The sequence below is a fragment of the Methylophilus sp. genome, from assembly GCF_052173275.1.
Taxonomy (GTDB): Bacteria; Pseudomonadota; Gammaproteobacteria; order Burkholderiales; family Methylophilaceae; genus Methylophilus.
Map to the genome: position 1 here is coordinate 1,544,054 of NZ_JBQMUL010000002.1, position 23,772 is coordinate 1,567,825.

Consider the following 23,772-nt stretch of genomic DNA (forward strand, 5'->3'; position numbering starts at 1 on the left):
CGAGTTCGTTTTTCATGTTCGCCATGCCTATGCAACCTGTGCCTGCCCAATTATCTTCTGCCTCAACGCTTACCTGGTTAACGCGACTGTTCTGGCTGGGGTTGACCGTCTGGGTCGCCCTGACTTTCAGGCAGCATGGCATCAGTAATGACGAGTATGTGCAGCATACTTACGGGCAGATGCTACTGGACTGGTACCGTTCCGGCTTTACTGACCAGGACGCGTTTCATTACCGCAATCTTTACCTGTATGGCGGCCTGTTCGATATCATCGCCGCCGCGCTAGACCCTTATATCCCCATTATGATCTGGGATATCCGTCACCTGCTGTCTTCTTTGTTTGGCCTGCTTGGCTTCTATGGCGTTTCCCGCTTTGCGCATCTGTTAGGCGGTCAGCGCCTGGCGTTGCTGGCGATGGCGATGTTGCTGCTGACCGTCTCCTGGTCGGGCACCATGTTCACCCATACCAAAGATGTGCCATTTGCCACCTGCATGTTGTGGGCGCTATATGCCACGGCATTGGTGGTGCGCGATATGGAAAATGTCAGTGGCAAGGCCATTGTGTTGCTGGGGTTTGCCGTTGGCGGGGCGCTGGGCTTGCGCGTAGGTGGTGCTTTTGCCGTGATCTACCTGATTTTGCTGGTGATATGGCGCGCCTGGCTGGATCATCAACAAAACGGGTCGCCAGTCTTCTCCCGCTTGCTGCGCATGGTGCTGGTGTTACTGCCCGCCGCAGTGCTGGCATTTGTGTTTATGGCGATCTGCTGGCCCTGGAGCGTGATCGATATCGACAATATGCTGGAAGCCGCCGAATCGTTCTCGCATTTTGATTTCAATATGCAAACCATGGTTAACGGTGTCATGTACAACATCGGTGATGTGCCGCGCAGCTACCTGTTCCAATACCTGGCAGTGAAACTGCCGGAAGCCGCCTTGTTGGGTTTAGCCGCACTGCCAGTATTATGGCTGCTGTGTCGGAAAGCTTTTAAAACAGCAGATATGCAAACACGCATCACTTTGCACGCTTTGTTATTGGGCATCGTGTTTCCTCTGGCCTTTGTGCTCAATGACAAACCTGCCCTCTACAACGGCGTGCGCCATTTCACTTTCTTGCTGCCATTGTTGGCACTGCTCGCGGCCTGGGGCTTGCTGGCTGTGTGGCAGGCATTGGCGAATAGCAGACTCGCTGGCCGTGCCGCCTACCAAGCCCTGTGGGCCGGCGTCGTGGCCGGGCTCATGCTGGTGACCCTGGTGGATATCGTACAATTGCATCCATATGAGTACGTGCGTCTGAACCGGCTGGCGGGTGACCAGAAACAGGCCCAGTTCAAGTGGGAGGATGATTACTGGTCTAGTGCCTTGCGTGCAGCGGCCGACCAGCTGCTTGATCTGAAACTGCCTGCCCGATCCGGTCCTTACTGGGTAGGTGCCTGCGTGGATACACCACAAATCGAGCCTTATCTGGATGGCCGTTTTAGCGTCACGCGCAAATGGGAAGAAGCCGATTTTTACCTGTCCACCACCAATATGCACTGCCATGAAGTCATGCAGGGAAAAGTGGTCATCAATATTGAGCGGCAGGGCATGTCGCTGGCGGTGGTGAAAGACCGGCGTATGTTGCAAGGCAAGGATAGACTGGCAACGCCCGCTAAAAACTAGCGGAAATACGGAAGTAAGTGTCTACGCGGGCGAGTTGCTGGGTTGCGGTTTTTTGGGTCCCGCTTATCGCTTAGTTTGCAGCGCAACTGCGTTGTCACAAGCTCGCTATATTATGCATGCCTCGGCTGTTACGTTCCGCGTGCTTTGCACTTCATCCCGCTCAACGACTTATTCCGTGTTTACCGAGATGTAATCCGCTACAATCCTATCAGTTCATTACCAGATGTAATGCCATGACAATCATAGATTCAGCACGCCCGACCGCACAACCGCATATCACGGTGATGGTGCCGGCCTATAACGAAGAAAAAAATATCGCCAAGACACTGCAGAATATCAGCGGTGTCTTGCAGCAAATGTCGCCGCACTGGGATATCGTGGTGGTCGATGATGGCAGCCGTGACAACACCGCGCAAGTGGTGCAAACGCTGGTGGACATCCACCATGTCACGCTGGTTAAATTCTCACGCAATTTTGGCAAGGAAAATGCCATCAGCGCCGGGCTGGGTTACGCCAAAGGCGACTTCGTCATCTGTATGGATGCTGATGGCCAGCATGCCTCGGAACTGATGCTTACCATGCTGGAAAAATGGCGCGAAGGCTATGATATGGTCTACGCCGTGCGCCAGGACCGCGAACAGGAGTCGTCATTCAAACTGTGGGGCTCACGCGCGTTTTACCGCATGATGAGTGCTAGCAGCCATATCGAGATCCCGCGTGACGCCGGTGACTTTCGCTTAATGGACCGTAAAGTGGTCGATGCGCTGTGCGCACTGCCTGAGCGGAATCGTTTTATGAAAGGCATTTATGCCTGGGTAGGCTACAAGTCGATCGGCATTCCGTATACCCCGTTGCCGCGGCTGCATGGTGAAAGTGCTTACTCAAAACTCAAATTGATCGCGCTGGCGTGGACAGGGATCACCAGCTTCTCGGTATTGCCATTGCGACTCTCCAGCCTGACCGGTGCGATTCTCGCCATCATTGCATTTGCCTATGGTGCCGTCGTCGTCATCGATGCCCTGTTCTTTCATGAATCTGTGCCCGGTTGGCCAACGGTGGTCGCCAGCATGATGTTTTTTGCCGGGGTGCAACTATTGTTCATAGGCATACTCGGTGAATACCTAGCGCGCGTCTATGACGAAGTGAAAGGGCGGCCGCCATTTATTGTGGCCGATGTGGTGCGGCCGGCAGTGGCTGCCCAGCCTGAGCAGGCGGCCAAGCCCGCCCGCCGCCGCAAACCGGCTGCTGAAGCCTGAGTTACATGCGGGCTTCGGTATTAGGATTTATCAGCGTCGGCGCAGTAGCGGCCGCTATGCATTATGTGGTGGCGTTGCTGGCACATGCGTTAGGCTGGCAGCCGGCTAATGCCAACTGGCTGGGGTTTCTTGGCGCCTTCCCTGTCAGTTATATCGGCCACCGCTGGTGGTCTTTTCGCGGCACGCAGGCCAGCCATCAACAGGCTTTCCCAAAGTTTCTGGCGGTTGCCTTGCTGGGCTTTTTCGGTAACCAATTGTTGTTGTGGTTGGCGCTCACTTACACGCCATTGCCATTCTGGTTTGTGTTGGGGGTGGTGATGGTGATCGTGGCAGTCAGCACCTGGCTGCTGAGTCGTTTTTGGGCGTTTAAGCATGGCTAGCGTGATCATATGTGCCGATGATTTTGCACAGTCTGCAGCGATTGATGACGCCATTCTGGATTTGATTCAACGCGGTGTGCTCACTGCGACCTCCTGTATGACGCTTAGTCCAGCCTGGGCTGAAAGCGCGACTCAGCTAACGCCGGCGATTCGCGCTAAAGCGGATATAGGCCTGCATCTGGATTTCACCGAGTTTTCGCAATCACTCCGTTTGTCGCATCCGCTTCTGGTGATACGCAGCCTGCTTGGTTTGCTCGAGCAGCAGGCGGTTCGCACTAATATTCAGCAACAGTTAAATGCCTTTGAACAGGCAACTGGCACAGCACCAGACTATGTGGATGGCCATTTGCATGTACACCAGTTGCCCGTGATCCGCGACGCATTGCTCGCGGAAATGCAACAGCGCTATGGGAAGCTTCCAGTCGCTGAACGCCCCTGGTTACGGGTTTCCAGCCCGCCTGCCGGGAGTGGTTTCAAGGCGCGCATCATTCACTGGCTAGGCGCAAAAGCGTTGCAAACCAACGCTAAAGAATCAGGGTTTCGGGTATCTCCCCGATTACTGGGGGTTTATGATTTTCAAGGTGATGCTGCCGCCTATCAGGCACACTGGTTAACCTGGGCCAGTCAGTTGAAGCAATCTTCAGCCCCCAATGAACATAGCCTGCCGCCTGTATTGATGTGCCATCCGGCAAAACCATCTGATAAAGCCGATGACAGTGACCCGATTGCAAAGGCGCGGGTGATTGAATGGCAAGTCATGCAGTCGCCTGATTTTAAAACCTGGCTGTCGAAAGCCGATATTCAACCTGTGAAAGGGTCGTAGTGAACAAGGTGATGCAATGGGTGCAATATGCGCCACTCTGGCAACGAGCGATTTTGGCGATAATATTGGGGGCACTCACCGTCTCCGGTTTTGCGCCTTATTACCTGTTCTGGACGCCTTGGGTATCGCTAGCCATTTTGTTAGTGCTATGGCAGCAAGCCAGCACTGCAGGCCAGGTATTTAAACTGGGACTGGCATTCGGCATCGGTTTATATTGCGTAGGTATCTACTGGATCTATATCAGCCTGCACGATTTCGGCGGCATGCCGTGGTGGTTTGCCGGGTTCTGCACGTTTTGCCTGTGTGCGTTTATGGCATTGTTCCCGGCACTGGCCGGCTATTTGTCGAAAAGACTGGGCAATGTATTGTGGGCAGCCCCTATTCTGTGGGCGCTTTCAGACTGGGTTCGCAGCTGGATTTTTACCGGTTTCCCCTGGCTCACTTTAGGTTATTCGCAAGCGCCATCCAGTCCGTTAGTGGGGTTTTTACCGGTGATCGGCGTTTATGGTGTCTCTGCATTGACGGCAGTCATCGCCGCCAGTCTTGCCTATGCATGGCTGAACACCGCCAACCGTTTACGTGCGTTCGCATTGCCGGTGGGGCTATTGGCGGTCGGGAGTGTATTGGCGGTGATCCCATGGAGCCGTCCGGTCGGCCCGCCTGTCAGTGTCGCCCTCTTGCAAGGCAATATCAGCCAAAACATCAAGTGGTCACCCGAGCAGGCAGAGCGTACCTTGCGGCAATATCTGGATATGGTACACATGGCGGAAGCGCAATTGATCGTGTTGCCCGAGACCGCGTTGCCTATGCTCGCCGAGCAGATAGATCCATCCTATCTGGCAGCACTGAAGCAGCATGCCGTCAGCCAGCAAGGCGATATCTTACTCGGTGTGGTAGAGGCCAAAAATAACAGTTATTACAACAGCGCCATCAGCGTAGGGAAGTCGCCTGCGCAAGCGTACTCCAAAAGTCATCTGGTGCCATTTGGCGAATATATTCCACTAAAAAGTATTTTTGGCTGGATATACCAGGACTTGTTGCATATGCCGCTTAGTGACCTGTCACGCGGTACATCCAGAAAACCACTACATATTGCCGGGCAAAAGATAGGCGTGAATATCTGCTATGAAGATGTGTTTGGTGAAGAGATCGCACAACAGCTGCCAGAAGCCGAATTGCTGGTGAATATCAGCAATGACGCCTGGTACGGGCAATCATTCGCGGCAGAACAGCATATGCAATTCAGCCAGGTGAGGGCGATAGAAACCGGGCGTATGGTGTTGCGCAGCACCAATACCGGCGCCACCGCCATTATTGGTCACGATGGGCAAGTCAGACAACATGCGCCACATGATGAAGGCTTGATCCTGGTTGGTAAGGCGCAGAGTTATCAGGGCAGTACCCCCTATGTCTGGTGGGGCAATTACCTGTTTATTGTGTTGAGTGGGATAGGGCTAATCGCCGCTGTTCGCTATAAAGCTAAAGCGTAGAGTGCATCATCAACGATAACGGGTAAGGAATGCAAAACACCACTGACTCACCACTTCAAAGCATGGATGCCAATACTTCCGGTACGGGCAAAGATGCTGTCATCCCTGAAGGCGTCAAAGGCTGGAGCTGGGGTGCGTTTTTCCTGAACTGGATCTGGGCCATCAATAATAAAACCTGGATAGGATTGTTATGTTTGATTCCCTACGTAGGCTTTATCATGTCTTTCTTCCTTGGCGCAAAAGGCCGCGAGTGGGCCTGGCGCAACAAGCGCTGGCAGAGTGTTGAGCATTTTAACCAGGTGCAGAAAAAGTGGTCTTTCTGGGGCGTGCTGTTGGTGGTGGGCGTTTTTGGTATAGGCATTGTGGCGGCGATTGCCCTCCCCGCTTATGTGGATTATCAGCATAAAGCGCATCCTGTCACTGTAAAGACTTAGCCGGTCTCGGCGGGTCGAATCATTTCATGGCGACCTGTTATTCAGGTAAAATCTGCCTTTTGCATTTCATCGGATCAGGCAAAATGGTGCTGACCTTTCAACAAATCATTTTAAAACTTCAAGAATACTGGGATAAACAAGGCTGTACCTTGCTGCAACCCTATGACATGGAAGTCGGTGCCGGCACCAGCCATACTGCCACCTTCCTGCGCGCACTGGGCCCTGAGCCGTGGAAAGCTGCTTATGTACAGCCTAGCCGCCGCCCCAAAGATGGCCGTTACGGCGAAAACCCCAATCGTTTGCAACATTACTACCAGTTTCAGGTAGTGCTGAAACCAGCACCGGCCAATATTCTAGAGCTATACCTGGGCTCCCTCGAAGCCCTGGGGTTTAACCTCAAGGAAAACGATATCCGTTTTGTCGAAGATGACTGGGAAAACCCGACCCTGGGCGCCTGGGGCCTGGGCTGGGAAGTCTGGCTCAATGGCATGGAAGTCACGCAGTTCACTTACTTCCAGCAGGTAGGCGGCATCAACTGCAAGCCTATCACTGGCGAAATCACCTATGGTCTGGAACGATTGGCCATGTATCTACAAGGCGTGGAAAACGTCTACGACCTGGAATATTCACCAAGCGTGAAATACGGTGATGTGTTCCTGCAGAATGAAAAAGAGCAGTCTGCCTATAACTTTGAACATAGCGATGTCGATTTCCTGCTGACTGCTTTTAACGCCCACGAAAAGCAGGCTAAGCACCTGATGGAAGAAAAACTGGCCCTGCCTGGCTACGAACAAGTCTTGAAAGCCGCACACACCTTTAACCTGCTGGATGCACGTGGTGCGATCTCGGTCACCGAGCGGGCTGCCTATATCGGCCGTATCCGTAACCTGGCCCGCGCAGTGGCAGCCAGTTACCTGGATAGCCGTGCCCGCATGGGTTTCCCGATGGCCCCAAAAGCCTGGGCTGACGAAGTCATCGCTAAATTAGAAAGCGATAAAGCCGAACAAAACAAGAAAGCCGCCGCATGAGTACCCGCAACCTGTTAGTTGAATTATTTGTAGAAGAGCTACCGCCTAAAGTGTTACGCAAGCTGGGTGAGTCATTTAGCGGCGTCTTGGCAGATAGCCTGAAAGCGTCCGGCTTGCTGGGTGAAGGCCATGCGGTAACGACATTTGCATCGCCGCGCCGCCTGGCTGCACATATTGAAAATGTCTCTGCCAAAGCGGCAGACAAGCAGGTAGCACAAAAGCTGATGCCTGCCACGGTAGGCCTGGATGCCAATGGCAACGCCACTCCCGCCTTGTTGAAAAAATTGCAGGCTTTGGGTGAGGATGAGTCTGCGGTTGCCAAGCTGCGTAAAGAACATGATGGCAAGGCAGATATCCTGTTTCTGGATGTCACCCAGGCTGGTGCCAGCCTGCAGGAAGGCCTGCAAAAAGCCCTGGACGAAACATTGGCCAAGTTGCCGATTCCTAAAGTCATGACTTACCAGATCAATGACGGCTGGGAGAGTGTGAATTTTGTGCGCCCGGCGCATGGCCTGGTTGCCTTGCACGGCAGTGAAGTCATTCCTGTCTCCACTTTGGGCCTGACGGCGGGTAACACCACGCAGGGCCATCGCTTTGAGGCAAAAACGCCGCTGGTGACGCTCAGTTCTGCCGATAGCTATGCGCAACAACTAGCGGACGAAGGCGCGGTGATCGCCAGCTTTGATGCGCGTCGTGCCGAGATCGTCAGACAACTGCAAGCCGCAGCAGCCAAACAGAACCTCAAGCCGATTGATGACGATGCCTTGCTGGATGAAGTGACTGCGCTGGTGGAACGCCCTAATGTATTGCTGGGCCAGTTTGAAGAAGAGTTCCTGGCGGTGCCACAAGAATGTCTGATCCTGACTATGAAGGCCAATCAGAAATACTTTCCGCTGCTGGATGCGCAAGGCAAACTCACCAATAAGTTCCTGATCGTGTCCAATATCAATCCGGCCGATGCCAGCAAAGTGATAGGCGGCAATGAGCGCGTGGTGCGACCACGTCTGGCAGATGCCAAATTCTTCTTTGACCAGGACCGTAAAAAGACGCTGGACAGCCGTTTGCCTGGGCTGGCAAAAGTGGTGTACCACAACAAGCTGGGCTCACAAGGTGAACGTAACGAGCGCGTAGTCGCCATTGCCAGTGCCATCGCCCAGCAACTGGGCGCGGAAGGCTTTGTCGCCAAAGTCGCGCAAGCGGCACGATTATCCAAAGTGGATCTGCTGACCGACATGGTGGGTGAATTCCCTGAGTTGCAAGGCATCATGGGGCGTTATTATGCGCAGCATGAAGGGCTGGCAGATGATGTCGCCTATGCGATCGAAGACCATTATCGCCCACGCTTTGCCGGGGATGATCTGCCGCGCAGCCAGGTCGGTGTCGTGGTTGCCCTGGCTGATAAACTGGAAACGCTGGTCGGCCTGTTCAGCATTGGTGAAAAACCGACCGGGGATAAAGACCCTTTTGCCTTGCGCCGCCAGGCCCTGGGTATTTTGCGTATGTTGATGGAAACCGATTTGCCATTGACGTTTGACACATTGATTGCCCAGACGCTGAGCGTATTTAATGGTAGTGCCGAGGTTGCCGAGGCGATACAGACCTTCTGTTTTGACCGCCTGGCGGTGAATCTGCGTGATCAGGGCGCAAGTGCGCAGGAGGTCGATGCGGTATTGTCGCTGTCACCTAATCACTTGTCTGAAGTCCCGCGCCGCCTAGCTGCTGTACAGGCATTTGCCAGCCTGCCGGAAGCACCGGCTCTGGCTGCTGCCAACAAGCGCGTCAGTAATATCCTGAAAAAAGTCGAGGACGAAGTCAAAGCCGAAGTGAGGGCTGACCTGCTGCAAGAATCTGCCGAAAAAGCATTGCATCAGGCGCTGGCTAACACCAAGCCACAAGCAGACCAGTTATTTGAAGCGGGTGATTATGCGGCCTCGCTGCAAGCGCTGGCGGCCCTTAAAGCGCCGGTGGATACTTTCTTTGATGAGGTGATGGTGAATGCTGAAGACCCAGCCTTGAAAGCTAACCGCTTGGGTTTACTGGCCACCTTGCATCAGGCCATGAACCGCGTGGCAGATTTATCGAAATTAGCCAGTTAATTTAAGACATTCCCGTGGCTGCGGGAATGCCGGAGAGCCTAGATGAAACTCGTTATCCTTGATCGCGATGGTGTGATTAACCAGGACAGTGCGACCTTTATTAAAAATCCCAACGAGTGGATCCCGATTCCCGGTAGCCTGGAAGCGATTGCCTTATTGAACCAGCGCGGTTACCGTGTAGCCGTCGCCACTAACCAGTCAGGCATCGCCCGTGGCTATTTTGATATGGCTACCCTTAATGCCATACACGAGAAAATGCATAAAGCCGTGGCGCAAGTAGGCGGCAGGATAGATGCGGTATTCTATTGCCCACATGCTGCCGATGACCGTTGCGATTGCCGCAAACCTAAAACCGGCATGATAGAAGAGATCGGCCTGCGCTTTAATCTTGAGCTCAAAAAAGTGCCTGGTGTTGGCGATGCCTTGCGCGATTTGCAGGCTTTCGCCGATGCCGGCTGCCAGCCTTACCTGGTGCGCACCGGCAAGGGTGAGGAAACCAATAACCTTTCCACTGTGCCGCCGAATACCATCGTGGTGGCCGACCTGGCTGCTGCCGTGCAAGATATCATCGCAGGGGATAGATAATGGGCCATGCCTTGCTCTATGTGCGTGCCTTGCTGTTTTACATTGGCTTGTTCGCACTGACGATTCCTTTCTCATTACTTGCGCTGGTGTTGATCCCGTTACCCTCAGCCGTGACGCGCTCACGCTGGGTGAGCCTGTGGGCCAACGGCGTGTTGTGGTGGCTGAAAGTCACCTGTAATCTGCGTTACGAAGTCACAGGCCGCGAACATATCCCTGCCACGCCGTCAGTCATTCTGTGCAAACATCAATCAGCATGGGAAACCATCGCCTTGCAATGCATCTTCCCGCCGCAAGTCTGGGTGCTGAAAAGAGAGTTGTTGCTGCTGCCATTTCTGGGCTGGGCACTGTGGGCAGTGGGGTCTATCCCCATCGATCGCAGTTCAGGCCGCGAGGCATTGAAAAAACTGGTCAATCACGGCAAAGACAGGCTCAAGCGTGGCTTATGGGTGGTTATTTTCCCTGAAGGCACACGCACAGCACCGGGCGCACGCGGCAAATACCATATCGGTGGTGCCTGGCTGGCTACGCATAGCAGTAGCGCCGTGGTGCCGGTTGCACATAATGCCGGTCGTTTCTGGCGCAAGAGTTCTATCCTTAAACATCCAGGCGTGATCCAGGTGGTGATCGGTGCGCCGATTGATACCACAGGCCTGAAACCGGATGCCGTCAATAAACTGGTGGAAGAATGGATAGAAACGCAGATGCAGTCTCTGTGATTGCCGCGACATGATAGACCAGGTGTTGCAATTGCCTGATGGGCAAACGATTCCCTACCAGCTTGATCTGCGGGTGCGCAGGACCATAGGCCTTAAGATCACTGCGCAAGGCCTGGTGGTGCATGCGCCCAAACGCATCGCTGCCAGCCAGCTGCAACAGGTGTTGTTGGAAAAAGCGCGCTGGATACAGCAAAAACTCGCCTTGCGGGAAAGTAATCAGGTCAGCCCCATGCAGTGGGTGGATGGCGAGCCATTGCTATTTATGGGGCAGGATATCGTGTTGTCCCTGCAACATCATGCCACCAATAAGGCGGTCATTCTGCAAGGCAATCAGTTGCTGGTCCGCTCGCCGCAGATCGATCAGCCAGCGTTTGTCGCCCGCAAAGTATTGCAGTGGTTTGCGCAGCAGGCCTTGCCGGATTTTAAACGGCGGGTAGAGCTGATTGCGGCACAAATGGGCGAGAAAGTCAGCGGTGTGGCGCTGTCGAATGCGCGTTCGCGCTGGGGCAGTTGCAATAGCCGCAAGCAGATACGCCTGAACTGGCGCTTGATCCAGGCACCCCCTCATATCATTCAATACGTGATTTGCCATGAAATGGCCCATCTCAGGGAGATGAACCATTCAGCCAGATTTTATGCGGTGCAGGCCAGTTTGTTCCCTAACCATGAGCAAGCGGAAAATGAATTAAAGTCACTGTCAGCGATTTTGCATCGCATGGCGTGAGCCAACAGGCTCTTGCCAGCGACATTACCAGACGCGATATTCCTGCCCTGTCTCAAAGCCTTCCACACTTCTCTGGTAGGCAAGTGCCACTTTGGCGCCAGGGGCGGCTTCCAGACCCGGGAACGCCGCGCCATAGATATGCCACGACTCCTCCAGCACGGTCGGGCTGACCACATTGATACGGCGGTCTTGCTTCAACTCCAGCGCAGCACCTTTCACAAAGCCATCCACTGCTGCATTCACAGTTGAGAAGTTGGTGCCACCAAAGGTCGGGTTGTGGCTCAAACTGCCGCTGGTCAAGGTGATTGAGCCGCCTTCGTTGAGATAATTTTGGCCAATCAAGGTGACATTGACCTGGCCTAACAGTTTACTGTGCAAGCCCAGTGTGAACTGCTCGGCAGTCATCTCTTTCATGGCGCCAAAATGTACATCACCGGCGGTCACGACGATCGCATCGACTTTTCCCACCTGCGCAAATAGCTGCCGGATACTGCTTTCACTGCTGATATCCACCTGAAACTGGCCGCTGGTTTTGCCCGCTTCAATCAGCTCATGACGGGGTGCAAGATTCTGTTTAACCAGTTTGCCTATGGTGCCGTTGGCACCTATGAGTAAGACTTTCATGTGTTTCTCCATTTGAATAAAAAGGTGTGAACGCATTGTCTATGATTAATTGATGCGGATAAATAAGGTAATATTAAAAATATATAGTCATTAAACTCATCAATATGGATAGATTTTTAAGTATGGAAGTATTTGTGACTGCGGTGGAGAGTGGAAGTTTTACCGTGTCTGCCAGCCTGCTGAAGATGACGCCTTCTATGGTAAGCAAGCATATCAGTGCGCTGGAAAAGCGCCTGGGCACGCCGCTGTTGCAACGCACCACCCGTCGCCAGCATTTGACCGAGGCAGGTCTGGCCTATTACGAGCAGTGCAAGCAGATCATGGCACAACTGGCGGCGGCTGAGGCGGGGGTCGAAGCCATGAGCAGTCATCCCAAAGGCATGTTGCGTGTGAGCGCGTCCGTGTGGTTTGGCTCGCTGACACTGGCGCCGCTGGTATGTGATTACCTGAACGCTTATCCGGAGGTGAATCTGCAACTGTCGTTATCGGACAAGTATGTGGATATTGTCGATGAAGGCTATGACGTGGCTATCCGCATCGGCAACCTGGCTGACTCGTCACTGATTGCGCGCAAGCTGAGCATGTTTGAAGTCGCTATTTGTGCTTCTCCCGAGTATTTGCAGCAGCATGGGGTGCCGCAAACGCCTGAGGATCTGTTACAGCATCAATGCCTGGGTTTCAGTAATTGGCATAGCCAAGGTGGCTGGAAACAGATCAGTCCCTATTTAAACGTTTCTTCAGCACTGCGTTTTGAATCAGATAATAGTCAGGCCTTGCGTGTGGCCGCGGTCAAAGGGCTAGGGATTATTTTAACGCCAAGGGCATTGTTACAAGCAGACATAGATGCTGGCCGGCTCACAGAGTTGCTGCCCGCTTACACCCCGCCAGCCAGGCCTATACACGCGGTTTATCCGCGTAACCGCCAGTCGCTACCCAAATTGACCACGTTTGTGGATTACCTGATTTCGGCGTTTAGCGCGCCTGTTTGATGGCCGCCACCAGCTGGTCTAGCACCATGCTCCAGCCTTGCTCAAAACCCATGGCTTCATGCCGCTGTTTTGATTCAGCCGTTGGGTGTAACACAGATGCGGTATAGCGCGTGCCGTTGGCGGTTGCTTGCAGCGTAATGGTGGCCGTCATCAGCAACTCTGCGCACTCATGCCCCGGTGATTGTTCAGGGCTTTTTGCTGGGCGGAATCCGGGTTCCAGTGCATTTGTCCAACTGAGTTTTTGGTTGGGGATGACTTCAAGGTAACAGCCGGTATTGGGGAACTGCAGGCCCTCCGGCGACTGCATCACGGTATAAAAGCGCCCGCCCGGTTTGAGGTCGATCTCGCATGTCACTGTTTTGTATGGCAATGGGCAGAACCATTGCTTGAGATGCTCAGGCGTGGTCCACGCATGCCATATTTCTTCAGGCGATACATCCACTTCTCTTTCAAGCATCAAATCCAGTACCGGGTTGATTGGTATAGTCATGTCGCTTCTCCTTTAAATATCTTTATACAACGCCATACACAGCCAGACGTGCAGGCCTGTTCTAACCTTTAAAGTCCAGCAGGGCGATGTGTTCTGTTCGCCAGCCAGATGCCAGTAAAAATCGTCAGCATACCCAGAAGTTGATATAAGTGGAATGCTTCGTGCAGCAGCAGGGTGGAAAGGACTGAACCAAAGATGGGCATGGCGTGTATAAATACACTGGCACGCACAGAGCCCACCAATGTGACGGCTTTTGAGTAAGCCAGCAGGGCGATCACAGACGGGAAGATGCCTATATAGGCCAGTATCCACAATGTTTGCGGGTTTTCTAGATGCACGGAGGTGGTCTGGCTTTCCCACAGGTACAGCGGCAACAGAAAGACTAACGCAATCATCACCTGGCATAGCATCAGCCCGGTGCGGTTGATGGTGGGGGGGATCTCTTTCACCCATAGTGTATATAAGGCCCAGAACACCATGGCCAGAAAGATGATCACATCTCCTTCTGCAAAAGCCAGCGTTAAAAGCACTTGCAAATCGCCGTGGGAAACAACGACCAATACCCCGGTGAGCGACACCAGCAGGCCAATCAATTGACCGGGAGCCAGGAGTTGACGGTAAAACAAAAAGCCGAATATCGCCACCAGGAACGGGATAAATGAATTAAGGATGATGCCGTTGGTCGCGCTGGTGGTGTGCAAACCCCAATACACCAGCAAGTTAAAGGCAGCGACCCCGGTAATGGCGGTGCCGAACACATGCCAGCGATAAGTATAGTAATGCACGCGGTCGCGTAAAAAAGGCCGCAGGGCAAAAGGCAGCAGGCACAGCAAAGCAATGCTCCAGCGGATCAGCGATAAAGTGACCGGCGGCACTGCGGCGTTGATCGCGCGTCCTGCAATAAAATTACCTGCCCACAACAGCGGCGGCAGCAATAACAAGAATAAGATGCGCCCATGTAATCGGCTGGCTGGCATAGTGTTATTTCAAGGTCATTCTGAGGTTGTAAACATTGCACAGCATAAGCATGCAAGCTTGTGATTGTAAGGGCCTGCGCAATGCGCTGCAAAGCTTAACTTATGAAATGCAAAAAGGGGCTAAAAGCCCCTTTTTAAATATTTCGATGTGATGGATGTGACTAGACTGCGCCCAATTGCACAGGCGTTAACTGAATCAGTTTCTTGACCAGACCAGGATGCTGCTCGGCATGCGCTTCTTTCAGGCAGGCTTTAGCACAGCTGACACATTTGCCGCACTCTGCACCTACCCCCAGCTGTTCTTTCAAATGCTTAACGGTTTTGGCGCCTTGCCTAACAGCCTGATGCACCTGGCGCTCGGTCACTGCATTACACACGCAAACGTACATATGTTCTCAAGTTAAGTTACTAATGATAATTATTATCATTTATTGAGATTCTGTCAAGGTCATATTGGTTCCGGCAGGGCATGAAAAAAGCCGCGAAAGCGGCTTAATTCAAGTGTTCAACAGCAGTGCAAAGATTAATCGGATTCGATCTGGGTCTGCAGGTAGTTCGGCAAGGTCACGTCTGAAATCAGGCGTTGCTGGGTTTCCAGCCAGTCTATGGCTTCTTCGCAGGCTTCCAGCAGTTCGGTCAGCAAATCACGCGTCACATAGTCCTGCAGTTTTTCTGCTTCGGCAATCGCTTCAATCAGTTGTGGACGCTGTACATCTTTTTCAAAACTGAGGTCACCTTGCAGGCATTCGACCACCTCTTCACCAATCAGCAGTTTACCGAGGTTTTGTAGGTTAGGCAGGCCATCGAGAAACAGGATGCGCTCGATCACTTCGTCAGCTTCTTTCATGACGCGGATCGATTGTTTATATTGGTAATCGTTTAGTCTTTCCAGGCCCCATTTCCTGAACATGCGCGCATGCAGGAAATACTGGTTGATCGAGGTCAGCTGGTTTTTAAGCACTTTGTTCAAAGTGCTGATAATTTGTTTTTCGCCTTTCATACGGGCTCCTTATACTGCAGCAGCAGGGCCGTCGCCCATCTGGCTCTGGCAATAGTTTTCAATCCCGATCAGCTTGATCAGGCTTAATTGTTTTTCCAGCCAGTAGGCATGGTCCATTTCGGTATCTTCCAGTTGCACCAGCAACATTTCTTTGGTGACAAAGTCTTGTGCCTGTTCACACGCATCCATGGCTTTTTTCAGGTGCTTGACCACCGCATATTCCAGGTCAAGGTCTGACTCCAGCATGGATTTAACGTCTTTACCAATATGGATAGGATCGCGTTTGGCGAGGTTGGGGGTGCCTTCAAGAAACAGGATGCGTTGTATCAGCGCGCGGGCGTGTTCTCTTTCATGCAGGGATTCGTGCAGGATGCGCTGGGAAATCACACCCAGGCCCAGGTCGGCATACATTTCACCGTGGATGAGGTACTGGTCGGTGGCGGTTAACTCGCCTGCCAGCAAATCATTCAGAATATCTACAATTTTTTTATCGCCTTTCATCTTCGGCTCCTGTATGCACTTTAATGCTGTGCATGATACAGGAAAATCCAAAGTATGCAATAAAAAATATTGCGTAACTTATTGATTTAAAATGAGTTTTTAAATAAAAATCTAAACAAGAATCGTTCGTGATTTCGCTATGAAAGCCAATGTCGACCAGTGAATCCAGTTACATCAGTAATTGCAGGTCATGGGCGATATTCGCAGGCTTTTCACCATAGCCCAGGTAAATGCGCGGTGCACCGGTTTTATCAAATACATATAATCCGGCGCTGTGATCCATGGTGTAACCAGACTTGCCCGGTTCAGCCACTTTTGCGGCATAGACTTTATATTCCGACAGGTTAGCCGCGACTTCAGCCGGCGTGCCGCGCAGGCCGATAAAGCGCGCATCAAACCCTGGCACGAATTGCGCGAGGACTTCTTGCGTGTCACGTTCCGGGTCTACGGTGACAAATAATACCTGCACATCATTTGCCTTGTCGCCGAGCAGTTTCATGGTCTGTTTAAGGTCGCTCATGGTGGTCGGGCACACGTCTGGGCAGTGAGTGTAGCCAAAAAACAGCACAATCACCTTGCCTTTGAAATCATCGATGCTACGCAATTTGCCGGTATGGTCAGTCAGGCTCAGCGGTTTGCCGAATTGGGTGCCGGTCAAGTCGGTGCCGATAAAACTGGCAGTTTTGCCAGGCTGGCACCCCGTTAGCACGCCAGCCAGCAATGCTGCGATAAACCAAAGCCACAGGAAACGAGCGCGCATACAAAAATCCTTGTAAATCATCATTGAAATGGATTTTAGCATAGGCGAAAAGGGTACAGATTGGTTTACAATAATGGTTTTTGACGATAGACGGATTAGAGGCGAGTTTAAATGGCAATACCGAGTTCGATGGCAGACCGTGACGGCGTTATCTGGTACGACGGCAAAATGGTCAACTGGCGTGATGCCACTACCCATGTATTAACCCACACCTTGCATTATGGCATGGGCGTATTTGAAGGCGTGCGCGCTTACAAAACAGATAAAGGCGCGGCTATTTTCCGTTTGAAAGAGCATACCGACCGCCTGTTCCGCAGTGCACATATCCTGGGCATGAAAATGCCGTTTGATAAAGCGACCCTGGTAGAAGCGCAAAAAGCGGCTGTGCGCGAAAACAACCTGGAATCAGCATACATGCGCCCGATGGCGTTTTACGGTGCCGAAGCGATGGGTATTTCTGCCAAAACCTTATCGACACACGTGATTGTTGGTGCCTGGAGCTGGGGTGCTTATATGGGTGAAGAGGCGATCACCAAGGGTATCCGCGTCAAGACTTCTTCATTTGCCCGCCATCACGTCAACATCACCATGTGTAAGGCCAAGGCGAACGGCAACTATATGAACAGTATTCTTGCACATCAGGAAGCCGCGCAAGATGGTTACCAGGAAGCGCTGTTGCTGGACGTGGATGGCTTCGTGGCTGAAGGTTCCGGCGAAAACATTTTCATTATCCGTAATGGCAAGCTGTATACCCCGGACTTAACCTCTGCGCTGGAAGGCATTACCCGCGACACCATCATCACCCTGGCAAAAGACGAACTGGGCCTGGAAGTGATTGAAAAACGCATTACGCGTGATGAAGTCTACAGCGCGGATGAAGCGTTCTTTACTGGTACAGCGGCGGAAGTCACGCCTATCCGTGAACTGGATAATCGTGCCATTGGTGAAGGCACGCGTGGCCCGATCACTGAAAAACTGCAAAGCCTGTATTTTGATGTGGTCAAAGGCAAAAACGCCAAGTATCAGCATTGGCTGACCTTGGTTTAAGTCACTGTTTTGAATGGCTGTGTGCGGGAGAAGCTGAATGTCTGATGTAAAAGAGTTTGAAGTGGATGGCAACGATCTGCCATTGCATTGCCCGACTAAAGAAGTAGCTTTATGGGCATCACATCCACGCGTATTTCTGGATGTGGCAAAAACCGGGCAGGTAGCATGCCCTTATTGCGGGACTAAATTCAAGCTCAAGCCTGGCACACAAGTGCATCATCACTAAAGCATGACTACCAGAACAAAACCCACGCAATGCGTGGGTTTTGTTTATATTGTTTAAAGTATTTGCCAGAGCTGCTGCATGACACGCTGTGTGTCTTCAGAACCGCTGGTAAGAAACACCGGTTTTAAACTGGTTGCTTCATCCTGAGCGTTGCCGGAAACAGTTTCGGTGTCGGCCTGAAGCAAGTTTTTCTCAGCCAGTATCTGTTGTAAGCGCTTGGCTACCGCTGCGCCTGTATCGATCAGCGTCACTTGCGGCCCGACAATGTGCTGGATGTGTGCGCGCACAAAAGGGTAATGTGTGCAGCCGAGGACGATGGTATCCGCGCCAGCGGCAATCAGCGGCTGGCAATAAGTTTCAAGTAAAGCAATCGTGTGTGCATGGTCCAGCTGGCCTTGTTCTATGCATTCCACCAGCCCTACGCAGGCTTGCGTCACGACTTGTACGCCGTGGCCATAATGTTCGAGCAAGGCGGCAAATTGTGCGCTTTGCAAGGTGCCGGTGGTGGCGAGCACGCCAATGATGCTGTTTTTACTGGCCGCAGCTGCCGGTTTCACGGCGGGCTCCATGCCTATGATGGGTAAAGAAAAGTGATCCCGCAACGGGCTGATGGCTGCTGCAGTGGCTGTATTGCAGGCAACCACCAGTGCTTTGGCGCCTTGTGCGATCAGCAGGTCGGCGATGGCAAAACAGCGTTGCTGGATTTTTATTGCAGATTGATTGCCATAAGGTGCATAGGCACTATCGGCATAATAGATAAAATGCTCGTGCGGAAGCTGGCGTGTAAGGTGTTTGAGCACGGTCAATCCGCCTACACCTGAATCCATCACGCCGACCGGGGCGTTCACTGCAATCGCTGGGCACATCGAAATGGCACGGTATGATTTATAATGGACGGATTATATAGGATTTCAAACGGGTTATCGGAATGGCCAACCGGCTGAGCAAGATTTACACACGCACCGGAGATCACGGCACCACTGGCCTGGGTGATGGTTCTCGCGTCAGCAAGTTTGACCTGCGCGTGCAGGCCATGGGCGAGGTGGATGAGCTGAATTCCGTGCTGGGGATGTTGCTGGTAGAAGCGTTGCCAGAGGATGTGCGTGTGAGTCTGGAGGCCATCCAGCATGACCTGTTTGATATGGGTGGCGAGTTGAGTATGCCGGGCCACACCTTTATGCAGGCCGGACGGGTGACTGTTTTAGAGCAAACGCTGGATGGCTGGAATGCTCAGTTGAGCCCGTTAAAAGAATTTATATTGCCGGGTGGCAGTCGTGCTGCGGCAGTGTGCCATCTGGCACGCACCGTCTGCAGGCGCGCCGAGCGCGTCATGCATGCCTTGCACGCGCAATCGCCGGTGACGGCAGTAAATTTGCAATACCTGAATCGATTGTCTGACCTGCTGTTTGTACTATGTCGTACCTTGAATAGGCATGCCGGGATTCCGGATGTGCTGTGGAATAACCAACATAAACTGTAATGCGCGATAGGCGCCTGTGTGCACTGAGTAATGATTAAACAATTTCTGCAAAAAGTATTTGGCAAGCGTGGTCAGCCTACAGGCCCAACGCCCAAGCATGGCAAATCGTCAGCTGTTCTGGTGATTCCTGCCAGCAAACATAAAATCAACCACAAGCTGATCAGCCAGGCGGCATTGAAGACCTGCGATGGGCTGCAAAAAGCCGGTTTCCAGGCTTATATCGTCGGTGGTGCGGTGCGCGATCTGCTGCTCAATCATCCGCCGAAAGACTTTGATATCGCCACCGATGCAACGCCGGAACAGGTGCATAAATCATTCCGCCGCTCACGTATCATTGGCCGCCGTTTCCGCCTGGTGCATGTGCTGTGGGGGCAGGAAACCATAGAAGTGTCGACTTTCCGCGGCCATCACCAAAGCGATGGCGATGGCGAGACCAACGATAGCGGCCGTATCATCCGCGACAATATTTTTGGCTCGATCGAAGAGGATTCTGTCAGGCGCGACTTTACCGCCAATGCGCTGTATTACGACCCTAAGCGCCATGAAGTGCTGGATTTTCACAATGGTGTGGCGGATATTCGTGCCAAAACCTTGCGCATCATTGGCGACCCGGTAAAACGCTACCAGGAAGACCCGGTGCGCATGCTGCGCGCCGTCCGCCTTTCGGCCAAACTGGGCCTTAAGCTCGAACAAACCACTGAAGCGCCTATCCGCAAGCTGGCCGATCTGCTGGAAGATGTGCCGCCCAGCCGCCTGTTTGATGAGATGCTCAAACTGTTTTTATCCGGGCATGCGATTGAAAGCATAGGCGCACTGCGCGCCCAGCATTTGCATCACGGTTTGTTACCGCTGCTGGATGTGGTGCTGGAACAGCCATTAGGCGAAAAATTCGTCATGCTGGCGCTGAAAAATACCGATGATCGCATCCTCGCAGGCAAGTCGTCTAACCCTAGTTTCCTGTTTGCGACCTTGCTCTGGCATGAGGTATTGCAGGCGTGGCTGGAAAACCAGAAGCGCGGCGAGCCCTTGATTCCGGCGCTACATGCCGCCATGAATGAAATCATCGATAAGCAGGGCGAGAAAATGGCGATCCACAATCGCTATACGGCCACCATGAAAGAAATCTGGGCCATGCAGCCGCGATTCGAGCAGCGTTCTGGCAAGCGCCCTTATGCGCTGCTGACCAACCCAAAATATCGCGCCGGCTATGACTTTTTGCTATTGCGTTGCGCCTCTGGCGAATTGCCTGAAGAACTGGGTGCATGGTGGACACGCTTTGCCGATGCCGGCACCGAAGAGCGTACCAATATGTTGCTGCCAGACAGCGGTGTGCAAAAACGCCGCCGCCGTCCGCGCAAGAAAAAACCGGCAGCTGCGAACGGTGAGTCGGCATAATGGCCCTGGCCTTGATTGCGCTGGGCAGCAATTTGCAGCAGCCTGAACAACAAGTATCTAACGCTATCCGGGTACTTGCCGAAACGCCGGGGCTGGCTCTGCTCAAAGCTTCCAGCCTGTATGCCACTGCGCCTGTAGGCTATGACAACCAGCCTGATTTCATCAATGCAGTCATACAAGTGGCGACCAATATCCCTGCGCCTGAACTGATGCAGTTATTGCTCACCATTGAGCAAACCTTTGGCCGTGAGCGGCCATTCCCTAATGCGCCACGTATTCTGGACCTGGATCTGCTGGATTATGACGGTCTGCAAATGGCAACAGAGCAACTCACATTGCCGCACCCGCGCATGCATGAGCGGGGTTTCGTTATTTTGCCACTGGCTGAAATAGTGCCCGACTTTATACTGCCGCAAGGAAAGACTGTTGTAGAATGGGCAACAGAATTCCCGCATGATGATGTGCGAAAACTGGACGCGCAAAAACTGGATCACTGATTAAATTAGCTGAACGAGCAATAACAATGTTTACCCGTTTTCCTTATGTTGTAATTGAAGGCCCGATAGGCAGTGGCAAAACCACGCTGGCACGTATGCTGGCAGACAAGTTTTCGGTGGAGCTGCTTTCAGAAAAAGCTGAAGCCAATCCTTTTCTGACCCGTTTTTACCAGGATGCCCAGCGTTACGCCTTGCCGACACAGCTGTTCTTTTTGTTTCAGCGTTCGCGCCAGATTGAAGACATGGCGCAACGCGATATGTTTGGCCAGCCCACGGTGTCGGATTTTTTCCTGGAAAAAGACCCGTTGTTCGCGCGTCTCAACCTGGATGATGAAGAGTATTCTTTATATCACCAGATTTACCACCACCTGCAACTGAAAGCGCCCAAGCCTGATCTGGTGGTGTATTTGCAGACGCCGATCGATGCGTTGGTGGACCGGATTGAAGAGCGCAATATCAGTTACGAGCAGGATATGCCGCGCGAATACATTGCGCGTCTGGCCGAAGCTTACAGCGAGTTTTTCCATACCTATGACGCGTCACCGCTGCTGATCGTCAATAATGAAAAACTCAATATCATCAAAGACCCAGAAGCTTTCAATCTTCTGATTGAGCGGATCAACCAGATCAAGAGCAGTCGCGAGTACTTCAATCCCAATTTCTAGCCGCACAAGCCAATGCCAGCATGCCGCAGTGGCGGCTTTGCGTATTTCGTTCCTCACATTATCATGGCTAACACTATGCTGAACGCACTTCTTACACGCGCAAAAGCCGGCGAGAAAATCGCCATGCTCACTTGCTATGACGCTACGTTTGCCAAGCTGATGACGCTGGCCGGGGTAGATGTGTTGCTGGTCGGTGATTCGCTGGGCATGGTGATCCAGGGCGCTGACAGCACGCTGCTTGTAAACATGCAGGACATGCTGTACCACACTCGCATTGTCGCCAAAGGGGCGCCACAAGCGGTGATCATGAGCGATATGCCGGCTGGGAGCTATGAGTATGACCTGGCGCAGGCGCTGGCCAATGCGCAGGCGCTGATCCAGGCCGGTGCGCATATCGTCAAGATTGAGGGCGGAGGTCATATGGTAGACACCGCGCGCTACCTGGTTGAGCAGGGGGTTCCTGTGTGTGCGCATCTGGGGTTCACGCCGCAGTCGGTTGAAAAATTAGGCGGTTATAAAATCCAGGGTAAAACCGAACAGGCGGCCAGCGCCATGCTGGCTGATGCGCAGGCCATGGCAAATGCCGGCGTCAGCCTAGTGCTGTTTGAAATGGTGCCAGCGGCATTGGCGACGCATATCACCCAAAATATTTCAGTGCCGACCATAGGCATAGGCGCCGGGGCAGGTTGTAGTGGCCAGGTGCTGGTTTTGCAGGATCTGCTGGGGATCTATACCGGTCCCGCCGAGAAAACACCGCAGGCATACAAAGCGCCGCGATTCATTCAGAATTTCCTGGGTCAGTCAGGCGATATACAGCAGGCGATAGTCACCTATGTGCAAGCTGTGAAATCAGGGGAATTCCCTGAGGAAAAGCATAGTTATTAAGTGACTGAAAGCACTTGCTGGTTTCTAGCGGCAGAGTTTGCAGTAGTGAAGTGATTGCGCCGCAGGTTTAGCACGCGGCGCAATATCGATTGGACGGGATAAGCACATGCTATCCCGTTTTTTATTAACGACGTTGACGGCGACCGGCGATGCTCAGTAATGCCAGGCCAGCAGCAAAAAGCGCGTAAGTCTCAGGTTCAGGAACGGCTGTAATGCTCACTGAGTCCAGGTCAAATTTAATGTTTGAGCCTGTGAATCCGCCAGGAATACTCAAGCCAAGCTGGATGCGACCTACTTCATCGAAAACGTTATCAAAACTTTGACCAGAATAGCTGATAAAAGCAGGGTTGCTTGGATCAATAACTAAGTCGATACGTGTCCATGTGTTTGGCAGCACCACTGTAGAGATTTGCGCGCTAGCGCCCGGGTTATTGCTTGGTGCAGCAATACGGGCATAGGCTTCTAGCGCCACATCGGCATCATGACGGAAGTACCAGCTCAATACCAGATCGCCGCCACGCCAGTCGCCTTGAAAGCCACCGTCGCTACAAGCAGCACTTTCGCATCTGAACAGGATAGAGACAGCGCCCATCGTGCTTGCCACCGGCGTTGCTACTGTGCTCAGGTAAGCCCCACCATCCGCACCGCCAGTGCCAATCACTTGAAGGGGCGTGCTAATCGTTCCGTTAGGGCCGGTAGACCAGCCGGAAATGCCATCTGAGAAAGTCTCTGTATATGGGGTCGTTAACGCGGCGGCTTGTCCGGCAAATGCCATAGTTGCAATAAAGGCCAAAGCGGCCATGAAATGATGGTACATCGTTTGTATCCTCGGAGAAAATTTATAATGATATTAATTATCAGTATGATAATGATATTTACTACTATTTAATTTTATCAAAAAAAACCTCATTCATTCAATGTATTGATTCGTGCCTGATTAGTCCTTTCGGGTAGTTGCAAGTTGTGATGTGGGGCCGGATAGCGTGCGCCCAAGCCTTCTCATCATCAACAGCGTGTGAAGTAATTTTCTGCCAAGCACGGCAAAT

At 52.6% G+C, this 23,772-nt stretch carries 28 protein-coding genes; 19 read left to right on the forward strand and 9 right to left on the reverse strand.

What is annotated here, in order from left to right; translation table 11 throughout:
- Window positions 1–14: 14 nt before the first annotated feature.
- From ACTS9Y_RS08865 to ACTS9Y_RS08915, 11 genes are all read left to right on the forward strand, one after another.
- Window positions 15–1,658, forward strand: coding sequence for a hypothetical protein (locus ACTS9Y_RS08865; protein ID WP_442585580.1), 1,644 nt, complete (start codon window positions 15–17; stop codon window positions 1,656–1,658).
- Window positions 1,659–1,891: 233 nt separating this feature from the next.
- Window positions 1,892–2,914: a glycosyltransferase family 2 protein gene (locus ACTS9Y_RS08870; protein ID WP_442585581.1), complete on the forward strand. Its 1,023-nt coding sequence runs from the start codon at window positions 1,892–1,894 to the stop codon at window positions 2,912–2,914.
- Between the two features lie 5 nt (window positions 2,915–2,919).
- On the forward strand, window positions 2,920–3,294 hold the full coding sequence (locus tag ACTS9Y_RS08875; protein WP_442585582.1) for a GtrA family protein: 375 nt from the start codon (window positions 2,920–2,922) through the stop codon (window positions 3,292–3,294).
- Window positions 3,287–4,117, forward strand: a complete 831-nt coding sequence (locus ACTS9Y_RS08880; protein ID WP_442585583.1) for a ChbG/HpnK family deacetylase — start codon at window positions 3,287–3,289, stop codon at window positions 4,115–4,117. The genes ACTS9Y_RS08875 and ACTS9Y_RS08880 overlap by 8 nt, the downstream gene beginning before the upstream one ends.
- Window positions 4,118–4,128: 11 nt before the next feature.
- Entirely contained in the window at window positions 4,129–5,607 is a 1,479-nt protein-coding gene (lnt, locus tag ACTS9Y_RS08885; protein WP_442586929.1) for an apolipoprotein N-acyltransferase, read from the forward strand.
- Window positions 5,608–5,636: 29 nt separating this feature from the next.
- Entirely contained in the window at window positions 5,637–6,041 is a 405-nt protein-coding gene (locus ACTS9Y_RS08890; RefSeq protein WP_442585584.1) for a hypothetical protein, read from the forward strand.
- A gap of 86 nt (window positions 6,042–6,127) precedes the next feature.
- Window positions 6,128–7,069, forward strand: a complete 942-nt coding sequence (gene glyQ / locus ACTS9Y_RS08895) for a glycine--tRNA ligase subunit alpha (protein ID WP_442586930.1) — start codon at window positions 6,128–6,130, stop codon at window positions 7,067–7,069.
- Window positions 7,066–9,165, forward strand: a complete 2,100-nt coding sequence (gene glyS / locus ACTS9Y_RS08900) for a glycine--tRNA ligase subunit beta (RefSeq protein WP_442585585.1) — start codon at window positions 7,066–7,068, stop codon at window positions 9,163–9,165. The genes glyQ and glyS overlap by 4 nt, the downstream gene beginning before the upstream one ends.
- Window positions 9,166–9,207: 42 nt before the next feature.
- Window positions 9,208–9,750, forward strand: coding sequence for a D-glycero-beta-D-manno-heptose 1,7-bisphosphate 7-phosphatase (gene gmhB, locus ACTS9Y_RS08905; RefSeq protein ID WP_442585586.1), 543 nt, complete (start codon window positions 9,208–9,210; stop codon window positions 9,748–9,750).
- On the forward strand, window positions 9,750–10,466 hold the full coding sequence (locus ACTS9Y_RS08910; RefSeq protein WP_442585587.1) for a lysophospholipid acyltransferase family protein: 717 nt from the start codon (window positions 9,750–9,752) through the stop codon (window positions 10,464–10,466). The genes gmhB and ACTS9Y_RS08910 overlap by 1 nt, the downstream gene beginning before the upstream one ends.
- A 10-nt stretch (window positions 10,467–10,476) precedes the next feature.
- Window positions 10,477–11,190: a M48 family metallopeptidase gene (locus ACTS9Y_RS08915; RefSeq protein ID WP_442585588.1), complete on the forward strand. Its 714-nt coding sequence runs from the start codon at window positions 10,477–10,479 to the stop codon at window positions 11,188–11,190.
- 24 nt (window positions 11,191–11,214) lie between these two features.
- Here ACTS9Y_RS08915 and ACTS9Y_RS08920 read toward each other — a convergent pair whose 3' ends face one another.
- On the reverse strand, window positions 11,215–11,814 hold the full coding sequence (locus ACTS9Y_RS08920; RefSeq protein ID WP_442585589.1) for a short chain dehydrogenase: 600 nt from the start codon (window positions 11,812–11,814) through the stop codon (window positions 11,215–11,217).
- 104 nt (window positions 11,815–11,918) lie between these two features.
- On the opposite strand from ACTS9Y_RS08920, the gene ACTS9Y_RS08925 reads away from it, so the two are divergent.
- Window positions 11,919–12,803: a LysR family transcriptional regulator gene (locus tag ACTS9Y_RS08925; protein ID WP_442585590.1), complete on the forward strand. Its 885-nt coding sequence runs from the start codon at window positions 11,919–11,921 to the stop codon at window positions 12,801–12,803.
- On the opposite strand, the gene ACTS9Y_RS08930 is transcribed toward ACTS9Y_RS08925, so the two are convergent.
- From ACTS9Y_RS08930 to ACTS9Y_RS08955, 6 genes are all read right to left on the reverse strand, one after another.
- Window positions 12,787–13,293 carry an SRPBCC family protein gene (locus ACTS9Y_RS08930; protein ID WP_442585591.1) on the reverse strand — a complete coding sequence of 169 codons (507 nt, stop codon included), beginning with the start codon at window positions 13,291–13,293 and terminating at the stop codon, window positions 12,787–12,789. The genes ACTS9Y_RS08925 and ACTS9Y_RS08930 overlap by 17 nt on opposite strands.
- Before the next feature lie 68 nt (window positions 13,294–13,361).
- Entirely contained in the window at window positions 13,362–14,270 is a 909-nt protein-coding gene (locus ACTS9Y_RS08935; protein WP_442585592.1) for a DMT family transporter, read from the reverse strand.
- A gap of 161 nt (window positions 14,271–14,431) precedes the next feature.
- Entirely contained in the window at window positions 14,432–14,659 is a 228-nt protein-coding gene (locus tag ACTS9Y_RS08940; RefSeq protein ID WP_442585593.1) for a (2Fe-2S)-binding protein, read from the reverse strand.
- A 134-nt stretch (window positions 14,660–14,793) separates the two neighbouring features.
- A complete protein-coding gene (gene bfr, locus ACTS9Y_RS08945; RefSeq protein WP_442585594.1) occupies window positions 14,794–15,270 on the reverse strand; it encodes a bacterioferritin in 477 nt (158 codons plus the stop codon).
- A 9-nt stretch (window positions 15,271–15,279) separates the two neighbouring features.
- On the reverse strand, window positions 15,280–15,771 hold the full coding sequence (gene bfr, locus ACTS9Y_RS08950; RefSeq protein ID WP_442585595.1) for a bacterioferritin: 492 nt from the start codon (window positions 15,769–15,771) through the stop codon (window positions 15,280–15,282).
- 169 nt (window positions 15,772–15,940) lie between these two features.
- On the reverse strand, window positions 15,941–16,531 hold the full coding sequence (locus ACTS9Y_RS08955) for an SCO family protein (RefSeq protein ID WP_442585596.1): 591 nt from the start codon (window positions 16,529–16,531) through the stop codon (window positions 15,941–15,943).
- A gap of 129 nt (window positions 16,532–16,660) precedes the next feature.
- Between ACTS9Y_RS08955 and ACTS9Y_RS08960 the strand changes: the two genes are divergently transcribed.
- Both ACTS9Y_RS08960 and ACTS9Y_RS08965 read left to right on the forward strand, forming a co-directional pair.
- Window positions 16,661–17,578: a branched-chain amino acid transaminase gene (locus tag ACTS9Y_RS08960; RefSeq protein ID WP_442586931.1), complete on the forward strand. Its 918-nt coding sequence runs from the start codon at window positions 16,661–16,663 to the stop codon at window positions 17,576–17,578.
- Window positions 17,579–17,615: 37 nt separating this feature from the next.
- Complete coding sequence (locus ACTS9Y_RS08965) at window positions 17,616–17,804, forward strand: zinc-finger domain-containing protein (RefSeq protein WP_379034784.1); 189 nt, start codon at window positions 17,616–17,618, stop codon at window positions 17,802–17,804.
- Between the two features lie 53 nt (window positions 17,805–17,857).
- On the opposite strand, the gene murI is transcribed toward ACTS9Y_RS08965, so the two are convergent.
- Window positions 17,858–18,670 (reverse strand): glutamate racemase, encoded by an 813-nt coding sequence (gene murI, locus ACTS9Y_RS08970; protein ID WP_442585597.1) that lies wholly within the window; start codon window positions 18,668–18,670, stop codon window positions 17,858–17,860.
- A 62-nt stretch (window positions 18,671–18,732) separates the two neighbouring features.
- On the opposite strand from murI, the gene ACTS9Y_RS08975 reads away from it, so the two are divergent.
- From ACTS9Y_RS08975 to panB, 5 genes are all read left to right on the forward strand, one after another.
- Window positions 18,733–19,284, forward strand: coding sequence for a cob(I)yrinic acid a,c-diamide adenosyltransferase (locus tag ACTS9Y_RS08975; protein ID WP_442585598.1), 552 nt, complete (start codon window positions 18,733–18,735; stop codon window positions 19,282–19,284).
- Window positions 19,285–19,314: 30 nt separating this feature from the next.
- Window positions 19,315–20,679 carry a polynucleotide adenylyltransferase PcnB gene (pcnB, locus tag ACTS9Y_RS08980; protein ID WP_442585599.1) on the forward strand — a complete coding sequence of 455 codons (1,365 nt, stop codon included), beginning with the start codon at window positions 19,315–19,317 and terminating at the stop codon, window positions 20,677–20,679.
- Window positions 20,679–21,176: a 2-amino-4-hydroxy-6-hydroxymethyldihydropteridine diphosphokinase gene (gene folK / locus ACTS9Y_RS08985; RefSeq protein WP_442585600.1), complete on the forward strand. Its 498-nt coding sequence runs from the start codon at window positions 20,679–20,681 to the stop codon at window positions 21,174–21,176. Before pcnB ends, folK begins: the two co-directional genes overlap by 1 nt.
- Window positions 21,177–21,202: 26 nt before the next feature.
- A complete protein-coding gene (locus ACTS9Y_RS08990) occupies window positions 21,203–21,841 on the forward strand; it encodes a deoxynucleoside kinase (protein WP_442585601.1) in 639 nt (212 codons plus the stop codon).
- A gap of 75 nt (window positions 21,842–21,916) precedes the next feature.
- Window positions 21,917–22,726, forward strand: a complete 810-nt coding sequence (gene panB / locus ACTS9Y_RS08995; RefSeq protein ID WP_442585602.1) for a 3-methyl-2-oxobutanoate hydroxymethyltransferase — start codon at window positions 21,917–21,919, stop codon at window positions 22,724–22,726.
- Window positions 22,727–22,850: 124 nt separating this feature from the next.
- On the opposite strand, the gene ACTS9Y_RS09000 is transcribed toward panB, so the two are convergent.
- The gene (locus ACTS9Y_RS09000) at window positions 22,851–23,543 is read right to left on the reverse strand and encodes a PEP-CTERM sorting domain-containing protein (RefSeq protein ID WP_442585603.1); all 693 of its coding nucleotides are present in this window, start codon (window positions 23,541–23,543) and stop codon (window positions 22,851–22,853) included.
- Between the last annotated feature and the right edge of the window lie 229 nt (window positions 23,544–23,772).

What these genes read in the sequence shown, in the direction of transcription:
- ACTS9Y_RS08865 (WP_442585580.1), top strand. Translation starts at nt 15, where the DNA reads ATGTTCGCCATGCCTATGCAACCTGTGCCTGCCCAATTATCTTCTGCC.
- ACTS9Y_RS08870 (WP_442585581.1), top strand. Translation starts at nt 1,892, where the DNA reads ATGACAATCATAGATTCAGCACGCCCGACCGCACAACCGCATATCACG.
- ACTS9Y_RS08875 (WP_442585582.1), top strand. Translation starts at nt 2,920, where the DNA reads ATGCGGGCTTCGGTATTAGGATTTATCAGCGTCGGCGCAGTAGCGGCC.
- ACTS9Y_RS08880 (WP_442585583.1), top strand. Translation starts at nt 3,287, where the DNA reads ATGGCTAGCGTGATCATATGTGCCGATGATTTTGCACAGTCTGCAGCG.
- lnt (WP_442586929.1), top strand. Translation starts at nt 4,129, where the DNA reads ATGCAATGGGTGCAATATGCGCCACTCTGGCAACGAGCGATTTTGGCG.
- ACTS9Y_RS08890 (WP_442585584.1), top strand. Translation starts at nt 5,637, where the DNA reads ATGCAAAACACCACTGACTCACCACTTCAAAGCATGGATGCCAATACT.
- glyS (WP_442585585.1), top strand. Translation starts at nt 7,066, where the DNA reads ATGAGTACCCGCAACCTGTTAGTTGAATTATTTGTAGAAGAGCTACCG.
- gmhB (WP_442585586.1), top strand. Translation starts at nt 9,208, where the DNA reads ATGAAACTCGTTATCCTTGATCGCGATGGTGTGATTAACCAGGACAGT.
- ACTS9Y_RS08910 (WP_442585587.1), top strand. Translation starts at nt 9,750, where the DNA reads ATGGGCCATGCCTTGCTCTATGTGCGTGCCTTGCTGTTTTACATTGGC.
- ACTS9Y_RS08915 (WP_442585588.1), top strand. Translation starts at nt 10,477, where the DNA reads ATGATAGACCAGGTGTTGCAATTGCCTGATGGGCAAACGATTCCCTAC.
- ACTS9Y_RS08920 (WP_442585589.1), bottom strand. Translation starts at nt 11,814, where the DNA reads ATGAAAGTCTTACTCATAGGTGCCAACGGCACCATAGGCAAACTGGTT.
- ACTS9Y_RS08925 (WP_442585590.1), top strand. Translation starts at nt 11,919, where the DNA reads ATGGATAGATTTTTAAGTATGGAAGTATTTGTGACTGCGGTGGAGAGT.
- ACTS9Y_RS08930 (WP_442585591.1), bottom strand. Translation starts at nt 13,293, where the DNA reads ATGACTATACCAATCAACCCGGTACTGGATTTGATGCTTGAAAGAGAA.
- ACTS9Y_RS08935 (WP_442585592.1), bottom strand. Translation starts at nt 14,270, where the DNA reads ATGCCAGCCAGCCGATTACATGGGCGCATCTTATTCTTGTTATTGCTG.
- ACTS9Y_RS08940 (WP_442585593.1), bottom strand. Translation starts at nt 14,659, where the DNA reads ATGTACGTTTGCGTGTGTAATGCAGTGACCGAGCGCCAGGTGCATCAG.
- bfr (WP_442585594.1), bottom strand. Translation starts at nt 15,270, where the DNA reads ATGAAAGGCGAAAAACAAATTATCAGCACTTTGAACAAAGTGCTTAAA.
- bfr (WP_442585595.1), bottom strand. Translation starts at nt 15,771, where the DNA reads ATGAAAGGCGATAAAAAAATTGTAGATATTCTGAATGATTTGCTGGCA.
- ACTS9Y_RS08955 (WP_442585596.1), bottom strand. Translation starts at nt 16,531, where the DNA reads ATGCGCGCTCGTTTCCTGTGGCTTTGGTTTATCGCAGCATTGCTGGCT.
- ACTS9Y_RS08960 (WP_442586931.1), top strand. Translation starts at nt 16,661, where the DNA reads ATGGCAGACCGTGACGGCGTTATCTGGTACGACGGCAAAATGGTCAAC.
- ACTS9Y_RS08965 (WP_379034784.1), top strand. Translation starts at nt 17,616, where the DNA reads ATGTCTGATGTAAAAGAGTTTGAAGTGGATGGCAACGATCTGCCATTG.
- murI (WP_442585597.1), bottom strand. Translation starts at nt 18,670, where the DNA reads ATGTGCCCAGCGATTGCAGTGAACGCCCCGGTCGGCGTGATGGATTCA.
- ACTS9Y_RS08975 (WP_442585598.1), top strand. Translation starts at nt 18,733, where the DNA reads ATGGCCAACCGGCTGAGCAAGATTTACACACGCACCGGAGATCACGGC.
- pcnB (WP_442585599.1), top strand. Translation starts at nt 19,315, where the DNA reads ATGATTAAACAATTTCTGCAAAAAGTATTTGGCAAGCGTGGTCAGCCT.
- folK (WP_442585600.1), top strand. Translation starts at nt 20,679, where the DNA reads ATGGCCCTGGCCTTGATTGCGCTGGGCAGCAATTTGCAGCAGCCTGAA.
- ACTS9Y_RS08990 (WP_442585601.1), top strand. Translation starts at nt 21,203, where the DNA reads ATGTTTACCCGTTTTCCTTATGTTGTAATTGAAGGCCCGATAGGCAGT.
- panB (WP_442585602.1), top strand. Translation starts at nt 21,917, where the DNA reads ATGCTGAACGCACTTCTTACACGCGCAAAAGCCGGCGAGAAAATCGCC.
- ACTS9Y_RS09000 (WP_442585603.1), bottom strand. Translation starts at nt 23,543, where the DNA reads ATGTACCATCATTTCATGGCCGCTTTGGCCTTTATTGCAACTATGGCA.